Genomic DNA, 15908 nt, shown 5'->3' with positions numbered 1-15908 from the left:
CACCTGCGCTCAGCCGACCACGTCAAAGCTCCTGAACCCGCCCTCCGCAGGCGACATCTTCTCGTCCACGTGGGCAACCCGGCCCGGCGCCTGCGGGGAACTCAGCCAGCGCCGGAATTCGATGATGACCGGCTGCGGACCCTCAACTACGAGGGAGACCGAGCCGTCGTTGTCGTTTCTCACCGCACCTGTGAGGCCCAGCTCGTCGGCCTTCCGCGCCGTCCAGTAACGGAAGCCGACACCCTGGACCATGCCCGTGACGCGGGCCGTGAGACGGACGATGTCCGGATCCGATGCCTTCGAGCCAGTCATGAATTCAATGTAGTCCCGCCGCCGGGGTCTCGACAGGCTCGACCAGCAACACCCTCCGCGTCACGACCAGCATCACTCCCGCACACGTGTGCCCCAAGTTGGCGTGGAACGGCGAAGCCCCGTTGCCGCGGTTGCGGCAACGGGGCTTCAGACTGTCCGGGTTCCCTGACCCTACCGGTCGCGTGTTTCCTCAGCGGGAATCAGTTGACGGTGATGTCCCGGGTGCGGTGGTCGTAGCGGATGGTGAGCTGGCCGCCGTCGTGGTGCAGTTCGTGGTTGGCACCATCGAATGCGCCGAACGCGCCGTAGTTCTCTTCCCACGAACGGTTCAGCGCGATCTTGAAGGTGTAGTACCCGGCCGGGATGTCAGCCGAAAGCTTCCACAGCTGGTCCAGGACGTCCAGCTGCATCTGCGCTTCGTCGTACTGCGGGGCCCAGTTTTCCGGAGCACCAAGCAGCGTGTTGAAGTCACCGGCAACCGCCACGGCCTCCGGCTGGTCAACCGCTTCAACGGACGTTTCGGCGGCGGCGGCTTTCTTGCCACGCACTGCCTTGGCAACGGGAGCCACGGCGTCCTCGATCAGCTGGGCAGCCTTGTCCACAACCTTTGCGGCCTTGGAAGGTGCCTTCTCAGACTTCGTAGCCTTCGCGGGCGCCTTCTTGGCTGCGGGCTTGACAGGTGCGGCCACCGGAAGGGGCGTGCCGGCCGGAACCGGAGTTCCGGCGTCGAGCGCTGCGGAGAAAGCCTCAGCATCCGCGAACGCGACAGTGGCGCGCAGTCCGTCTTCGGTGATGGTCCAGCCGGAGCGGCCCTTGACGAGCCAGTCGGCCTTGACCAACTTGGCCGTTGCGGTGGTGAGCGATTTGTGGCCCCGGGGAATGCCCCCGCTGAGCAGCTCAGCTTCGTAGGCGTTCAACGGAACCCGGACGAGTGCTTCAGCCAGGACGGTGCCGGCATTCTGGGGATCACCAGACAGCACCCCCTCTGCCAGAACGTCCAGCACGGCCTTAAGCCGGAAGTTGGTGTTTTCTGCGGCGGTCTTGCGCATGGTTCCCCTTATAGAGCGATTGTTCCCCCAGTAGTTTGCCAAGTAGACGGTAAATCTGGCGACTTGAAACGGTAAACAGTGTGTGTCGTGACCGACTATGACGAGGATTACACCCGAACTGAGTCTGAAGTCTCGGATTTTTAGGCGTCAGGGGCGTCCTAGGCGGCATCGTTTTGGGACCGGAGGCCATCCTTCCCGGTGCCCTGAAATGGAAAGTAGGCTGACCATGTAAGCCACCGCATGGAAGGAACGAACAAGTGACCGAACACAGCTCGAATGAAGACGACTTTGTCAGCCCAAACCCTTCGGAGATCCGCGAAGACCTTCCGGGCGACGCCGGCGATGAGGCGAACGTGATCCGTTTTAGCGAGGAACAGGCGTTGATCGAGGAGCAGTCGCACGGCATCCGGCCCCAGACCTACAGCGTTCCCACCGGCGGCCCCACCATGGACGAAGCGCGCGGGAACATGGACCTGTCCGACGACACCGGCGATGTGGCTTCAGGAGACAGCAGCGATGACGGGCTGCACGGCGGTGCGGAGCAGTAGGCCGCTCTCCGGCTTCAGCCCGCGCCATGCGGCCTACTGCCGGTAGCCTTCGACCTCGCTGACCGGGCGGGCGTCGGCCTCGTTGGGATCTTCGCCCGCTTTGGCCTTGGCCCGGCGCTGCCGCAACAGATCCCAGCACTGGTCCAGGGCTTCCTCCACTTGCCGAAGCCGGGCCAGTCGCTCCCCCGGCTCCGCCTCGGCCTCACCTGCCGCCGACCCGTTTGGCGCACCCGATGACGTCGAGTCGCGGAGCCGATGCTCTTCCTCAACCAGCGCCTGGATTTGCTGCAGAATCTCCTGGTTGTTCATCGCCGTCACTCCTCGGGTTGTGCAGGCTGCCGCAAACGGGCGCCGGTCTGGGATTGCCAGCCTAGCCATGTGGGACGACCGGCGAAAGGGCCGGCAGAGCACGCCGTGCGGCCGTGGCGGTCCGGGCTGGACAGACCCAAGCCGCGTCTAAGGCCCGGCCCACGCATTTCTGCACCACTTTGGGCTGGCGCACCTTTGCTGGCCCCCGGAAACACGGGTCCGGCGGCCGCGCAGTGCAGCCACAGCGGTGCAGAAATGCCCGAGGCCGACGTACCTCGGGCCGGCGCGCCCTGCCCCTCACGCGGTACTGGGCTCCAACCGCACGATGACCGCCTTCGACGCAGGTGTGTTGCTCCCCTCCGCGACGCTGTCCAGCGGAACCAGCACATTGGATTCGGGGTAGTAGGTGGCCGCGCACCCGCTGGCCGTGGGGTAGGACACCACCCGCATCTTGCGCAGCACTCGCTCCACGTTGTCCCCGTACACCCCGTGGAGATCCACGAACTGGCCGTCGCTGAGCCCGAGCTCAGCAATGTCCTCAGGGCTGACGAAGACGACGTTTCGGCCCTTCTTGATCCCCCGGTACCGGTCGCTGTTGGCGTAGATGGTGGTGTTGAACTGGTCGTGCGACCGGACCGACTGCAGGATCAGGGTCCCGGGCGGCCGCTCCACCTGCTCCAGTCGGTTGACCGTCAGCATGGCCTTGCCGGTGGGGGTGTTGAAGGTGCGCGAGTCCCTTGGTCCGTTCGGCAGGACAAACCCGCCTTCCTGCCTGATCCGGTCGTTGTAGTCCTCGCAGCCCGCCACGACGTGCGAGATGTGCTGGCGGATCAGGTCATAGTTCTTCTCGAATCCGGACCAGTCCGCGCTCGTCCTGCCGTCCACAGTCTCGCGGGCAAGGCGGCACACGATGGCCACCTCGGACAGCAGGTTCGGTGCGACGGGCCTCACCCGGCCTTCGGAGGCATGCACAGCAGAAACGGTGTCCTCCACGGAGACGAACTGAGGGCCGGACGCCTGCATGTCGATCTCGGTGCGTCCCATCGTGGGCAGAATGAGCGCGGCCTTGCCGGTCACGGTGTGCGAGCGGTTGAGCTTCGTAGAAATCTGGACGGTGAGGTCCGTGTTCTCCATCGCTGTTTCAGCGGCATGCGTGTCCGAAATTGCTGAGACGAGGTTGCCTCCCAACGCCACAAAAACCTTGATGTCGCCGTCGCGCATTCTCCGAATCGTATCGACGGCGTCGGCGCCGGGTTCGCGTGGCGGATCGAAATGGAACTCCTTGCCGAGGCGGTCGAGGAACGCGGGCGGCATCTTCTCCCAGATGCCCATGGTGCGGTCGCCCTGGACGTTGCTGTGCCCGCGGATGGGCGAGGCACCGGCGCCCGGCTTGCCCATGTTGCCGCGGAGCAGCAGCAGGTTGATGATTTCCTTGATGGTGGCGACGCCCTTCTTGTGCTGCGTGATGCCCATGGCCCACGTGATGATGACCCTTTCGGCCTTCAAATACCGGGCGGCCAGCTCGTCAATCTCGTCGCTGCGCAGTCCCGTGGCTTGGACGACGGTGTCCTCATCCAGTACCGCAAGGTGCGCTTTGAGTTCCTCCAGCCCCAGGCAGTGTTCCGCGAGGAACTGGCAGTCCAGCGCGGTTCCCGGATTCTTCGCTTCGGCCTCGAGGACGCGCTTGGAAAGGGCCTGCAACAGTGCCATGTCCCCTCCCACCCGGATCTGCAGATACTGGTCCGCGAGTTCCGTGCCGCGGCCAACGATTCCACTGACCTTCTGCGGGTTCTTGTAGCGAATGAGCCCGGCTTCCGGCAGCGGATTGACGCCGACAATCTCACAGCCGGCCTTCTTCGCTTCCTCCAGGGCGGTGAGCATGCGCGGGTGGTTGCTGCCCGGGTTCTGCCCCATGATGATGATCAGCTGGGACTTGGCGAAGTCGTCGTAGGAGATGGTGGCTTTGCCGATGCCGATGGTCTGGCCCATGGCCCAGCCCGAAGACTCGTGGCACATGTTGGAGCAGTCCGGCAGGTTGTTGGTTCCGTAGGCCCGCACGAACAGCTGGTACAGGAACGCGGCCTCGTTGGACGTCCGGCCGCTGGTATAGAAAGCGGCCTGGTCCGGGCTGGAAAGGCTGTTGAGTTTGCCGCCCACGATCCCGAAGGCCTCTTCCCAGCTGACTGGACGGTAGTGGTCCTCCCCCGCCGGCTTGTAGACGGGCTCCGTCAGGCGCCCCTGCATTCCGAGCCAGTACTCAGGCTGCTGGCGCAGTTCGCTGACCGGGTGCTCAGCCCAAAAGTCGGAGGCAATGACCAGCGGCGTGGCCTCCCACGTCACGGCTTTGGCGCCCTGTTCGCAGAACTCGAACGTCTTGCGGTCGCCGGGATCGGGCCACGCGCAGCTCATGCAGTCAAAGCCGTCCTTCTGGTTCATCGCCAGCAGCGTTTTTCCGGTCCTGCCCACGCCCATCTGCTGGATTGCCGGCCCCATCGAGTGATACACGCCAGGCAAGCCCGCGGCCCATTCCTTCGGCTTGCCTACCTCAAGGTCTTTGCCGTTAGCCTCATCCACACGCGGGTTCTTGCGCGGCATGCTGCACCCTCCTTGGCTCGCCCGTGCGGGTTCCTGCGGCTGCGGCCGGGAACTCGCCTTCGTGTTCCCCCTTTCTCAGGCGTAGCAGGTATGCCAGGCCGCTGCAAGCATTCCTTGTGCGCGTTCAACAGGGCCGTTCGGCGGCCCCGAGACCCGCTCCCTCTGGCGCCCCGGCGCGGGCAGGGCGGACAATTGGGCCACCAAACAACGATCGTTTGGAGCCGTCATGCGCCGTTCCAATGCTTGGCTGAAGCGCCACAGGCTGCTGGCCTTCTTCGTCCTTGCCTATGCGATTTCGTGGTCCTCGTGGCCGGCCTACGCGGCGGGGCTCGTGCCCAGGATGGAGTTCCTGCCGATAGGCCCGCTGGCTGCCGCAGTCATCGTGGTCGCCCTTGCCGAAGGCAAAACCGGGTTCGGGGCATGGGGCAGCCGGCTCATCCGCTGGCGCGTGGGCTGGATCTGGTACGCCGTGGCCCTCCTGCTTCCGGCCGTGCTGGTGCTGGCGACGGGGTTCGTCACCATGGCCCTCGGCGCTTCCGCGCCGGGCCTTGCGCGCCTGACCTGGAGCGGGCTGCTGACGGTGTTTGCGATCCGTTTGGTCAACCCGATGGACGGGCCGCTGGGCGAAGAACCCGGCTTCCGCGGCTATGCGCTTCCGCTGCTCCAGGCCACCCGCCCGCCGCTGCTGTCCGCGGCAATTCTTGGCCTGCTGGTAACGTTCTGGCACCTGCCGCTGGTCCTCTTCCAGGGGCTGAGCCTGATCGGGCTGCCGACGACGTTCGCCATCACCTCCTTGTACGTGTGGCTGTTCAACCGCACCGGTGGCAGCGTCCTGCTGACCCTTCTGTTCCACAACAGCCAAGGCACGTTCACGGTGGGTTCCTTCGGCTTCACCGGCGCGGACGCCGGCCGCGCCGAACTGATCTACTTCGTCATGGTCCTCCTGGCCGTTCTTGCCACCGTGCTGCTCGACCGCGGGGCCTGGCGCAAGGCACCCCGCTCAGCCACCGCCGTCGGGCGTTTTTCCCTCAGGATGCGTCCGATGTAAACCGACTGCCCGCGGCAGAGCCCCCCCCGGACAGCACCGGCCGGCACCGCGCCAGACAGCACAGCACCCCCGCGCTCAGCCTCACCACCGATCCCCAGGAGCAGAAGATGTCCTCACCGCTCGCCTCGGCCGCCGGACCGATCGCCCTAGCGGCGGGCATCGTCTTTGCCGCCACGGACCTCGCACGCCTGCTCACTGCCGACCGCAGCCTCGACCGGATCGAGATGATGCGACAGGCACCGTTCCAGGTGACGAACGCCCTGTACTGGGTGGTGTTCATCGGGCTCGTCCTCGCCCTCGTCTGCGTGTACTTCCGCACCGCCGGCCGCACCGGCAGGCTCGGCGCCGCCGGCTTCTGCTTCGCGCTTGTGGGCACCTTGGACATGGCGGGCAACATGTGGTTCGACGGATTCGCCGCACCGTGGATCGTGGACGTCGCGCCCGGCGCCGTCCTCGCCGGGGGCTCCGGCATGCTGGCGATCGGCGGCCTGTCCAGCTACGTGCTGTTTGCCCTCGGCTGGATAGTCTTCGGCATTACAGGCTGGCGGGCGCGCATGTTCCCCGCGTGGGCGGGCGTGGCATTCATCGTGGCCGGATTCCTGGGCTACAACGCGGGCCTGCCGCCGTACGGCATCCCGATCGGCCTGGCCATGGCCGCCCTGGGCTGGTGGATCGTCCGCACCGGAGGCAGGACGGCGGCGCCGCCCGAACGCCCGGCGCCGCCCGAACGCCCGGCTCAGGCTGAAGGCCCGCCCGGCCTAGCCTGAGAGCTCGGCCAGCAGCTCCGCCTTGCGTTCGTCCGTGGCAAAGGAGGACCCGATCGAGTTCGCGGCGAGGCGGACGCGGTCGAATTCGGACAGCGCCATCACCGATTCCAGCTGGGCGAAGTTGTCATCCACGTAGCCGCCGAAGTACGCCGGATCATCCGAATGGACACTCACGTTGAGCCCGGCCGCCAGCATCGCGGGAAGCGGATGTTCGGCCAGCATCTCCACGGCCCGGAGCCGCACGTTGGACAGCGGGCACACGGTCAACGGCACGCGGTCGGCCACCAGCCGCTCCACCAGGTCGGGATCCTCCATGCACCGGATGCCGTGGTCAATCCGCTCCACGCCCAGCACGTCCAGGGCCTCAATAATGTACGACGGCGGGCCCTCCTCGCCGGCGTGGGCGATCTTGCGCAGGCCTGCTTCGCCGGCCCGGGCAAACAGCCGCTCGAATTTGGCCGGCGGATTACCCACCTCGGCAGAATCCAGTCCGATGCCGACGATCGGCGCATTCATGGCAAGCAGCGCCTCAAGAACCTCCAGTGCGGATTCTTCGGACAGATCGCGCAGGAAGGCGGCGATCAGCAGCGTGGAAATCCCGAATTCCTCCTGGGACGTGGCCAGCACCGAGGCCACCCCGTTGACGCAGGTTTCCAGCGAGACTCCGCGGGAGAGGTGCGCCTGCGGATCCATCATGATCTCCGCGTGCCGCACTCCGGCGGCCGCGGCACGCGTGAGGTAGGCCCGGGTCATGTCCGCGAAGTCCGCCTCGGTCCGCAGCACGGCCATGTTGGCGTAGTACAGGTCCAGGAACGACTGCAGGTCCGTGAACTCGTACCGCGCCCGCAGATCGTCCAGTCCCGAATACGGCAGCTCGATTCCGTTCCGCTCCGCGAGCGCAAGGATCAGTTCGGGCTCCAACGTCCCCTCAATGTGCAGGTGCAGTTCCGCCACGGGCAGGATCGGCGGTGCCGCCACAGCCCCCGGTTCGTTCAGAAGTGCGGTCTGATCATTCGGTTCGGCGGCGCCGTCGTAAGTATCCACACCGCAAGAATAGACCCCGGCACAGACATCACCGCTAGAGTCGAATAGATGCGAAGTGAACAGCCTGCTGACTATCTGCCCGAGCTGACAACCGCGCTGGCACCCGACCATCAAACTGACGGCTTTGTCCGCGTCCGGGGTGCCCGCGAGAACAACCTGCGTAGCGTGGACGTGGACGTCCCCCGCGATGCAATCGTCGCCTTCACCGGCGTCTCCGGCTCAGGCAAGTCCTCGTTGGCGTTCGGCACCATCTACGCCGAGGCCCAGCGGCGCTACTTCGAATCCGTGGCGCCCTACGCCCGGCGGCTCATCCAGCAGGGGCACAACCCCAAGGTGGAAATGATCACCGGGCTGCCGCCCGCCGTCGCCCTCCAGCAGCGCCGTGGCTCACCGAGCTCGCGTTCCACCGTGGGCACGGTGACCACCCTCTCAAACTCGCTCCGCATGCTATATTCCCGAGCCGGCACCTATCCCTCCGGCGCGGCCCCGTTGGACTCCGACGCGTTCTCCCCCAACACCGCCGCGGGCGCCTGCCCGGAATGCCACGGGCTCGGCGTTGCGCACACCGTCAGCGAGGCATCGCTGGTCCCCGACACCTCCCTGAGCATCCGTGACGGTGCCATCGCGGCGTGGCCGGGTGCGTGGCAGGGCAAGAACCTGCGGGACATCCTGAGCCATCTCGGCTATGACGTGGACACCCCGTGGCGGAAGCTTCCCAAGAAGCAGCGCGACTGGATCCTGTTCACCGAGGAACAGCCCGTGGTGGAGGTGACGCCCCAGCGCGACCGCGTGGCCAAGCCCTACAAAGGCCGGTTCTGGAGCGCCAAAAGCTATGTCCTCCATACCCTGGCCGATTCCAAGAGCAGCACGATGCGCGAGCGCGTACTGAGGTTCATGGAGACCGGGCCCTGCCCGCGCTGCGGCGGCACGGGCCTCACGCCGGAGGCCCTGGCTGTGACGTTCGCGGGCCACACCATCGCCGGCCTCAACGCCGTTCCAATGGCCGAACTGGCGGACATCATCCGTCCCACCGCCGAGCTCACGGACGCCGGAACCGCCTCGCGCACACAGGCCTCGGGCGAAAGCAATGAGGTGGCGGTGGCCATCACCCGCGACCTCTTGCACCGGGTCAACGTGCTGCTGGAGCTCGGGCTGGGCTACCTGGCCCTGGGCCGCTCCACGCCCACGCTCTCCCCCGGCGAAATGCAGCGCCTCCGGATCGCCACCCAGCTGCGCTCCGGACTCTTCGGCGTGATCTACGTGCTGGACGAGCCGTCTGCAGGGCTGCACCCGGCCGACGCCGAGCCCCTCCTGGCCGTCCTGGACCAGCTCAAGTCCTCCGGCAACTCTGTGTTCGTGGTGGAGCACAACATGGACATCGTGCGCCATGCGGACTGGATCGTCGACGTCGGTCCCCGCGCCGGTGAAGGCGGCGGCGAGGTGCTCTACAGCGGCCCCGTGGCTGGCCTCGCCGAGGTGGAGGCCTCCCTGACCCGGCCGTTCCTCTTCCCCAACGGCGCCGACGGTTCTGCTGGTTCCAAGGTGTCCGCCGATTCGAAGGGTTCCGCTGCAAAGCGTTCCAACGCAAAGAAGAACGACGGCGGCGCCCGCGCTGCGGATTCGGAGGACGCCGGTTCGGACGACACTGGCGCGCGCGGCGGCGGCGCGCGCGGCGGTCCCACTGCTGACGGTGTACGGCGGGAACCCGGGGGCTGGCTGGAGTTGCGCGACATCAGCCGGCACAATCTGCGGGAGCTTGACGCCAACTTCCCCCTGGGCGTCCTCACCGCCGTCACAGGCGTCTCCGGCTCCGGCAAGTCGACGCTGGTCAGCCAGGTGCTTGCAGAGGTCGTGGGCTCCTTGCTGCACCCGGCATCCGACGGCGGCGGCGCCGACTCGGCGGACCCTGCGGACACGGCACAAGGGGCGGACTCAGCGGATCCCTTGGACACGGCTCAATCCGCGGACGCCGGTGGGCTCAGCGCGCCGATGACGGTGGGACCCGTGTCCGGCCTGGAGCAGGTGGATCGGCTGGTGAAGGTGGACCAGAAACCGATCGGCCGCACGCCGCGATCCAACCTCGCCACATACACCGGGCTCTTCGATGCGGTCCGCAAGGAATTCGCCGCCACGGACGCAGCCAAGGTCCGGGGCTTCGGCGCAGGGCGCTTCTCCTTCAACGTGGCTGGCGGCCGGTGCGAGACCTGCCAGGGTGAGGGTTTCGTGGCCGTGGAACTGCTGTTCCTGCCCGGAAGCTATGGGCCCTGCCCTGAGTGCGGCGGTTCGCGCTACAACCCGGAAACACTCGACGTTACGTACCGCGGAAAGAACGTAGCCGAGGTCCTGGGCATGACCGTCGGCGCCGCAGCCGACTTCCTCGCCGATGTCCCGGCGGCGGCCCGCAGCCTTCAGACCCTCCTCGAGGTGGGCCTGGGGTACCTCCGCCTTGGCCAGCCGGCCACCGAACTGTCCGGCGGCGAGGCCCAGCGCATCAAGCTGGCCACGGAACTCCAGCGGGCCCGACGCGGCCACACGCTTTACCTCCTCGATGAGCCCACCACCGGCCTGCATCCGGCGGACGTCCAACTCCTCATGGCACAGCTCAACCGCCTCGTCGACGCCGGCAACACCGTCATCGTCGTGGAACACGAAATGGATGTGGTGGCGGCCGCGGACTGGGTCATTGACCTCGGACCTGCCGGTGGCGACGCCGGCGGCGAGATCGTAGCCGCCGGGACGGCAGCCGCCGTCGCACTTTCACCGGACAGCCGGACGGCACCCTATCTGGCTGCGGCCCTGGCGTCGTGAGGCGGGCCTGGAATTCCCAAGCGCGGCGTCCACTTCGGCGCCGAGGCGTCTGCCGCCCGCCGCGGTGACACGATCTCGGTGTCCAATTTGATTTGACTGTGAAAATTGATCTCGATTTGATAACGGAGCAGGACTGCTTTAGCGTGGAATACATGCCCGCGCCGCGCGGGACAAGAATGCCCGGTGCTGCCTCCACCAGTTACTGCCCGGCCGGCAGACACCGTAATGACCTCTATTTGTCAGGGGCGGGCGGTAGCGCGACAACGTCCGGGGACGGACCGAGCGCGGGTGGCCTCAGGAGCATCCCGACCATGAAGAAATCAACTTTCAGTACTGCCGCGCGCCGCGGAGTCACTCTGGCCGCCGTTTCCGCTGCAGGCCTGGCCCTGTCCGCCACGGCAGCAAACGCAGCAGCGCCCACGGCCACCAGCGCCTCCACGTGGGACGCCCTCGCCCAGTGTGAAAGTGGCGGCAACTGGGCCACCAACACCGGCAACGGCTTCTCCGGAGGCCTCCAGTTCACCCCTCAGACTTGGGCTGCCTATGGCGGTACGGGATCCCCTGAAAGCGCCTCACGCGCCCAGCAGATCGCCGTAGCCCAGAAGGTCCAGGCCGGTCAGGGCTGGGGCGCATGGCCCGCCTGTGCCGCGAAGCTCGGCCTGAGCGGCGGAGCTACCGCAGCCGCCCCGCAGATCCAGCCCCAGAGCGTCCCTGTCCAGCCAGCACCTGTCCAGGCAGCACCCGTTCAGACGGCGCCGGTTCAGACCGCTCCCGTGGCCCAAGCACCGGTTGTCACCGAGGCTCCGGCCCAGGCCAGGCACGCGGCCACAGTGCCCGTGAGCGGCGAGACCTACACCGTGCAGAACGGCGACACGCTCAGCAAGATCGCCGACAAGCTCGGCGTCCAGGGCGGATGGCAGCACCTTGCCGACGCCAACGCTGACAGCATCACCGATCCTGACCTGGTGTTCGTCGGCCAGGTTCTGCAGCTGCCTGCCTAACTATTTAGGCTTAGCTGCCGGCAGCCACTCTGGCTGTGACCACGACGCCGGGCGTCCCCTCTTACGGGGGACGCCCGGCGCCGTTTGTTTAATGCCGAAGGCTCGCTGATCACGCGCTTCGCAACGCCGGCACCTGACACGCCGGCGACCACCTTAATACAGCGCTTAAAGCAGTACGACGCCGGGCGGCCCCCTCTTGCGGGGACGCCCGGCGTCGTCGTCTGCTGTGGAGTTTGGCCTTACGCCGCGGTGGGAAGCTCGCGGACGATGCGGACCTTCCAAGCGGCGTCGTCACTGGTATCCAGGAGTGCGACGGTGCCGGAGGTGATGTGCAGGGCAACGCGCTTCGCGTGCAGCAGTTCGAGGTAGAGGTGCTCGTTCATGCGCGAGGGGGTGTCGATGACGAACTTCACGGCGTCGCGCACCTTGCGGTAGTTGGCGCTGCGTTCGCGGTGCCGGTGCAGTTCAAGTTCGTGGCGCTGCTTCACGCGCGGCTCGTGGCGGTTCAGCCAGTTCACGGCGAAGTGCACTCCGATCACCAGGGACAGCGACACGGCGTAAATCCACCAACCGGTGGACATCAGGAACAGCGGCAGATTGGCGATGGCCACGATGGCGATCACAACACGGAGGGCAACCAGGCGGCGCACGGTCAATGCGACCGAGGCAAGAGCCGTGCGGAAGCGGTGCTGCTCCTTGCGGGCGGCCGCAGGATCCAGCGTAAACTCGTCGAGAACAAGGATGCCGTTCGCGTCGGGGCCGAGCATCCGGCCGTACTTGGGAACGAACAGCTGAGGCTCCTGTGACGCGTGTGATTTAGGCTCTGAAGACGCGGCTGACAGAGGAGCTGGCGAGGTAAGAGTCATGTGAGGGCTTCCGGACGCTGGGGGAGGTTTTGGCTATCTTAGTGGTTGAGGCGCAGCGCTGTATGCATCGGTCCACTATGTGAACACTGCGGGCCCTGCATGGCAGCCGGCCCGCAGGACTGCATGTGGCCCCGGACACCGCAATTGGCACATCGGGCGCGGGGCGTCAGACTGAAGAGATGCAAACCTTTCTCCCGTACTCCGATTTCCAGCAAAGTGCCGCCGCGCTGGACCCTGCCAGGCTCGGCAAGCAGCGCGTGGAGGCGCTGCAGACACTCCGTGCGCTGGTGATCCCGGAGTACGGCTGGCAGTCCCACCCCGCGATCCGGATGTGGATGGGCTATGTTCCGGCGCTCACCATGTACGGGCTGGCCATGGTGGACGAATGGACCAAACGCGGATTCGATGACACCACCAGGGCTAACATCCGCGAGTTCGCCCCGCAGGCCGGCCACCCGGACTACGCCGCCAAAATTCCCATGCCGCCGTGGCTCGGGGATCCCGAGCTTCACCTGAGCCACCGCTCCAACCTCGTCCGCAAGGACCCGCGTTTCTACTCCGAGGTGTTCCCGGACACCGAGGCGGACCTCGAGTACGTCTGGCCCGAGCCGCACCATGAATTCCTGCCCCAGGATCCCGAGGGCGATGTCCTATGGATTCTGCGCGAACACGTGGGCAACATCGACCCCGAGCAGCTCGACAAGGTCGCCCTGCCCGCCGTGGGCCGTGCGGCCCAGACCGCCGGCAAGGCTTCCGGCGGGGACTCCGACGACGACTACCAGTTCGTATACGCCGACTCGGGATCGCGCCGGCCGGCCAAGGTCGCACGCAAGCTCCCGCGCAAGCTCGTCAAGAAGCCGTCGCGGAAGCGGCAGCGCCAGGAAGCGGCCTTCTCAACCCTGCCGGGCAAGTCGCCCCTGGCTATCCCGCTAGAAAACGGCAACAAGTTCGCCCTCGGGATAGTACTGGGACGGCCCATCACGCTCGACGACGGCCGCTTCGGCCGAAACTTCAAAGTCACCGATGTTGTGGACCGCTCAGCGTTCGACTACCCGGCCCTGCTGCAGGATCCCCGAGTCTTCTTCCCGGTCCCGGCCCCCTAAGCCGGATGACCATACTCCTCGCCGGCTGCGGCGACCTTGGCACCGAGGCGGGGCTGCGGTTCGCCGCGGCAGGACATCGAGTCGTGGGATGGCGGCGTTCGCCGGAGAAACTCCCGGCCGCAATCGAAGGCGCCGCGACTGACCTGAGCACCGCTGAACTGCCGCCGGTCCCGGCGGACACGGCCGCCGTCGTCGTCGCTATTGCTGCCAATTCCCCTACCGAGGCGGCCTACCGGGCCGCCTATGTCGACGGGTTGTCGCATGTGCTGGACGTACTTGAGCGCGACGGCGTGACGCCACGCCGCATCCTCTTCGTCTCCTCCACCGCGGTGTACGGCGACGCCGGCGGAGGCTGGGTGGATGAGAGCACGACGCCGGCACCCGGCGGATTCTCCGGCCGCATCCTCTGCGAGGCGGAGGAACTGCTGGCGAACCGTTTGCGCGGGACGCTGACGGCACCCGTGATACTCCGTCTGGGCGGCATCTACGGGCCTGGCCGCACGCGTCTCATTGACCAGGTCCGAGACGGGACAGCAGTCCTCCCCGACGACCCGAGGTACACCAACCGCATTCACCGCGACGACGCCGCTGCCGCGATCGTGCATCTGTGCACGATCGCGGAGGAACCGGCACCCGTGTATGTAGGAGTCGACGACGATCCCGCCGAACTGGGCGACGTCCTCCGCTTCCTGGCCTCGGAGCTGGGACTGGACGCCCCGCCGTCGGGCAATGCCGGCGACGCACGCGGCGGCAACAAACGCTGCAGCAACGCGTTGCTCCGCGGCACAGGATATTCGTTCAAATACCCCACCTTCCGCGAAGGGTATCGGGACATTCTGGCGGGCGTTGGGGTACGGCATCCTTAAGCGTTCGCTGCCTCTGGACCTGCTTCAGGCAGGTTCAGGCAGTCTGATTCAACCCGCCTGATTCAGCCAGAGCGGAACAAAACTTAGACCGGAAGTATGGGGGCGTGATGGATTTTCAGCACATCATTGAATCAATCGGCAGGTTCATGGACTTCGCGGGCGTGGCGGTGATGGTGATCGGCGCCTTGGTCTCGATCCCCATGGCGCTGCGCGGCTACCAGCCGAGGCGTTTGCCTGCGGATGCCGAGCGAATGTCCGTTTACCGGTCGTACCGCCAACTGCTGGGGCGCTCCATTCTGCTGGGGCTGGAGCTGCTCGTGGCGGCCGACATCATCCGCACCGTGGCCGTCACGCCGACGTTTGAAAGCGTGGGCGTGCTGGCAATCATCGTGCTGATCCGTACTTTCCTGAGCTTCTCGCTGGAGCTGGAGATCACCGGCCGGTGGCCCTGGCAGAAGGAGCCGGCCGCGGGCGGGTCAGGCGGATCACGGCAGCGGGAATCCGCGGTTTCCGAGACGTAGCCCGGCCCGCGACGGGCATGCTTTCCGCCTGACTTCCCTGGCGCGGCTTAATTGTCTGACCCCTCTGGGAGAGTTTCCCTATGGAAGCCATTGGGGAATGCGCAGCGGGTCACGCCGCGGGGCGGGCGGTCACGCCGGGCCTTGGCGCGGTTGCCCTGCTGCGGGGCCGCCGGCTGCGCAGCGTTCCTGCTTCTGCCTTCCGCACGGATTGCGTGGCGTCCGACGGCGGTGCTGCCGCCGGTTTTGGCGCGGCAAGCGACCGCCTGCAACTGTGCCTGGGGCTGCTGGAAGCCGCCGTCGAATCCGCACCCGGTGAGCTGGCCCTGGCCGGTTTCCCGGCCGCCGCGGATTTCGCCGGGCTCGCCGAAGAGATCGCCCGCCGGGCCGAGCACCTGCAACTCCTCAGTGCGGGGGCCGTGGACCGGACCCGCACCGAAGCGATCAACGCCGCCGGACCCGCAAGCAAAGCCGCCGGCTGGACCACCGGCTGGGGCCACGACGAGGCTGACGACGGCGAAGCCGCTGGTGCCTCCGGCTCGGCCGCGGCCGCTTCTCCAGACTCTGTTGCCGTTCCCACTTCACCCTTCGGCGCCGCCGCCAGCAACGGCCGGGTTTCGGCGTTGTCGCCGGCTGATGACGGGTGCCGGAACACCGCGGAGTTCCTCAGGGTCCGGCTACGGATCGGGGCCGGGGAAGCCCGCCGCCGTCTCGCCCTGGCCTCCGCCGTCCTCCCCCGCACCGGCATCACCGGCCAGCCCCTGCCCCCGGCCTGCGAGGAAACCGCCGCCGCCCTCGCCACCGGCACCATCGCCTCCCGCGCCGGAACCATCATCACCACCGCCCTGGACCGCGTCCGCCACATCGCCGCACCCGAGGATCTCGCCCGGATGGAACACGTCCTGACCCGCACCGCGACCACCAACGACCAGGACTTCCTCACCCGCATCACCCAGCGCTGGGCCGACGCCATCGACCAGGACGGCACCGAACCCAGCGAAGAAGACCTCCGCCACCGCCAAGGCGCCTTCCTCCGCCGCCCCCGCCGCGGACTCCACCACCTCGAAATCTTCG

The 15908-nt window shown here is 66.9% G+C and carries 15 protein-coding genes; 9 read left to right on the top strand and 6 right to left on the bottom strand.

Features of this window, described 5'->3' with window-relative positions; translation table 11 throughout:
* Nucleotides 1-9 precede the first annotated feature (9 nt).
* Both ABFP37_RS21400 and ABFP37_RS21395 read right to left on the bottom strand, forming a co-directional pair.
* Nucleotides 10-312: an acylphosphatase gene (locus ABFP37_RS21400; protein ID WP_078029043.1), complete on the bottom strand. Its 303-nt coding sequence runs from the start codon at nt 310-312 to the stop codon at nt 10-12.
* Between the two features lie 200 nt (nt 313-512).
* Nucleotides 513-1361, bottom strand: a complete 849-nt coding sequence (locus tag ABFP37_RS21395; protein WP_347034876.1) for a hypothetical protein — start codon at nt 1359-1361, stop codon at nt 513-515.
* Nucleotides 1362-1618: 257 nt separating this feature from the next.
* Between ABFP37_RS21395 and ABFP37_RS21390 the strand changes: the two genes are divergently transcribed.
* Nucleotides 1619-1909 carry a hypothetical protein gene (locus ABFP37_RS21390; RefSeq protein WP_078029041.1) on the top strand — a complete coding sequence of 97 codons (291 nt, stop codon included), beginning with the start codon at nt 1619-1621 and terminating at the stop codon, nt 1907-1909.
* Nucleotides 1910-1942: 33 nt separating this feature from the next.
* Here the strand turns inward: ABFP37_RS21390 and ABFP37_RS21385 are convergent, their stop codons facing one another.
* Both ABFP37_RS21385 and ABFP37_RS21380 read right to left on the bottom strand, forming a co-directional pair.
* Nucleotides 1943-2218 carry a DUF2630 family protein gene (locus tag ABFP37_RS21385; protein ID WP_078029040.1) on the bottom strand — a complete coding sequence of 92 codons (276 nt, stop codon included), beginning with the start codon at nt 2216-2218 and terminating at the stop codon, nt 1943-1945.
* A gap of 297 nt (nt 2219-2515) precedes the next feature.
* Nucleotides 2516-4813, bottom strand: coding sequence for an FdhF/YdeP family oxidoreductase (locus tag ABFP37_RS21380; RefSeq protein WP_347034875.1), 2298 nt, complete (start codon nt 4811-4813; stop codon nt 2516-2518).
* A 226-nt stretch (nt 4814-5039) separates the two neighbouring features.
* Here ABFP37_RS21380 and ABFP37_RS21375 point away from each other — a divergent pair, with 226 nt between their 5' ends.
* Together ABFP37_RS21375 and ABFP37_RS21370 are read left to right on the top strand one after the other, a co-directional pair.
* Nucleotides 5040-5861 (top strand): CPBP family intramembrane glutamic endopeptidase, encoded by an 822-nt coding sequence (locus tag ABFP37_RS21375; RefSeq protein ID WP_347034874.1) that lies wholly within the window; start codon nt 5040-5042, stop codon nt 5859-5861.
* A 107-nt stretch (nt 5862-5968) separates the two neighbouring features.
* Entirely contained in the window at nt 5969-6628 is a 660-nt protein-coding gene (locus ABFP37_RS21370; protein WP_347034873.1) for a hypothetical protein, read from the top strand.
* On the opposite strand, the gene ABFP37_RS21365 is transcribed toward ABFP37_RS21370, so the two are convergent.
* Entirely contained in the window at nt 6620-7672 is a 1053-nt protein-coding gene (locus ABFP37_RS21365; protein ID WP_347034872.1) for an adenosine deaminase, read from the bottom strand. The genes ABFP37_RS21370 and ABFP37_RS21365 overlap by 9 nt on opposite strands.
* Before the next feature lie 48 nt (nt 7673-7720).
* Between ABFP37_RS21365 and ABFP37_RS21360 the strand changes: the two genes are divergently transcribed.
* Both ABFP37_RS21360 and ABFP37_RS21355 read left to right on the top strand, forming a co-directional pair.
* Nucleotides 7721-10480, top strand: a complete 2760-nt coding sequence (locus ABFP37_RS21360) for an excinuclease ABC subunit UvrA (protein ID WP_347034871.1) — start codon at nt 7721-7723, stop codon at nt 10478-10480.
* Between the two features lie 311 nt (nt 10481-10791).
* Nucleotides 10792-11481 (top strand): transglycosylase family protein, encoded by a 690-nt coding sequence (locus tag ABFP37_RS21355; RefSeq protein ID WP_347034870.1) that lies wholly within the window; start codon nt 10792-10794, stop codon nt 11479-11481.
* A gap of 239 nt (nt 11482-11720) precedes the next feature.
* On the opposite strand, the gene ABFP37_RS21350 is transcribed toward ABFP37_RS21355, so the two are convergent.
* The gene (locus ABFP37_RS21350) at nt 11721-12248 is read right to left on the bottom strand and encodes a hypothetical protein (protein ID WP_139362872.1); all 528 of its coding nucleotides are present in this window, start codon (nt 12246-12248) and stop codon (nt 11721-11723) included.
* 278 nt (nt 12249-12526) lie between these two features.
* Between ABFP37_RS21350 and ABFP37_RS21345 the strand changes: the two genes are divergently transcribed.
* The 4 genes from ABFP37_RS21345 to ABFP37_RS21330 all read left to right on the top strand — a co-directional run.
* The gene (locus tag ABFP37_RS21345) at nt 12527-13450 is read left to right on the top strand and encodes an MSMEG_6728 family protein (RefSeq protein WP_078029033.1); all 924 of its coding nucleotides are present in this window, start codon (nt 12527-12529) and stop codon (nt 13448-13450) included.
* A 5-nt stretch (nt 13451-13455) separates the two neighbouring features.
* Complete coding sequence (locus ABFP37_RS21340) at nt 13456-14316, top strand: SDR family oxidoreductase (RefSeq protein ID WP_347034869.1); 861 nt, start codon at nt 13456-13458, stop codon at nt 14314-14316.
* A gap of 107 nt (nt 14317-14423) precedes the next feature.
* Nucleotides 14424-14837, top strand: coding sequence for a DUF1622 domain-containing protein (locus ABFP37_RS21335; protein ID WP_347034885.1), 414 nt, complete (start codon nt 14424-14426; stop codon nt 14835-14837).
* Nucleotides 14838-14917: 80 nt separating this feature from the next.
* The coding region (locus tag ABFP37_RS21330; protein WP_347034868.1) for a DUF222 domain-containing protein at nt 14918-15908 on the top strand (991 nt) is incomplete at its 3' end.

The organism is Burkholderia sp. RS01, from assembly GCF_039748055.1.
Lineage (GTDB): Bacteria > Actinomycetota > Actinomycetes > Actinomycetales > Micrococcaceae > Arthrobacter.
The sequence above is the reverse complement of the archived record's forward strand: the minus strand, read 5'-3'. Positions and strand labels throughout refer to the sequence as shown.

What these genes read in the sequence shown, in the direction of transcription:
- ABFP37_RS21400 (WP_078029043.1), bottom strand. Translation starts at nt 312, where the DNA reads ATGACTGGCTCGAAGGCATCGGATCCGGACATCGTCCGTCTCACGGCC.
- ABFP37_RS21380 (WP_347034875.1), bottom strand. Translation starts at nt 4,813, where the DNA reads ATGCCGCGCAAGAACCCGCGTGTGGATGAGGCTAACGGCAAAGACCTT.
- ABFP37_RS21370 (WP_347034873.1), top strand. Translation starts at nt 5,969, where the DNA reads ATGTCCTCACCGCTCGCCTCGGCCGCCGGACCGATCGCCCTAGCGGCG.
- ABFP37_RS21355 (WP_347034870.1), top strand. Translation starts at nt 10,792, where the DNA reads ATGAAGAAATCAACTTTCAGTACTGCCGCGCGCCGCGGAGTCACTCTG.
- ABFP37_RS21385 (WP_078029040.1), bottom strand. Translation starts at nt 2,218, where the DNA reads ATGAACAACCAGGAGATTCTGCAGCAAATCCAGGCGCTGGTTGAGGAA.
- ABFP37_RS21340 (WP_347034869.1), top strand. Translation starts at nt 13,456, where the DNA reads ATGACCATACTCCTCGCCGGCTGCGGCGACCTTGGCACCGAGGCGGGG.
- ABFP37_RS21335 (WP_347034885.1), top strand. Translation starts at nt 14,424, where the DNA reads ATGGATTTTCAGCACATCATTGAATCAATCGGCAGGTTCATGGACTTC.
- ABFP37_RS21360 (WP_347034871.1), top strand. Translation starts at nt 7,721, where the DNA reads ATGCGAAGTGAACAGCCTGCTGACTATCTGCCCGAGCTGACAACCGCG.
- ABFP37_RS21350 (WP_139362872.1), bottom strand. Translation starts at nt 12,248, where the DNA reads ATGCTCGGCCCCGACGCGAACGGCATCCTTGTTCTCGACGAGTTTACG.
- ABFP37_RS21375 (WP_347034874.1), top strand. Translation starts at nt 5,040, where the DNA reads ATGCGCCGTTCCAATGCTTGGCTGAAGCGCCACAGGCTGCTGGCCTTC.
- ABFP37_RS21395 (WP_347034876.1), bottom strand. Translation starts at nt 1,361, where the DNA reads ATGCGCAAGACCGCCGCAGAAAACACCAACTTCCGGCTTAAGGCCGTG.
- ABFP37_RS21345 (WP_078029033.1), top strand. Translation starts at nt 12,527, where the DNA reads ATGCAAACCTTTCTCCCGTACTCCGATTTCCAGCAAAGTGCCGCCGCG.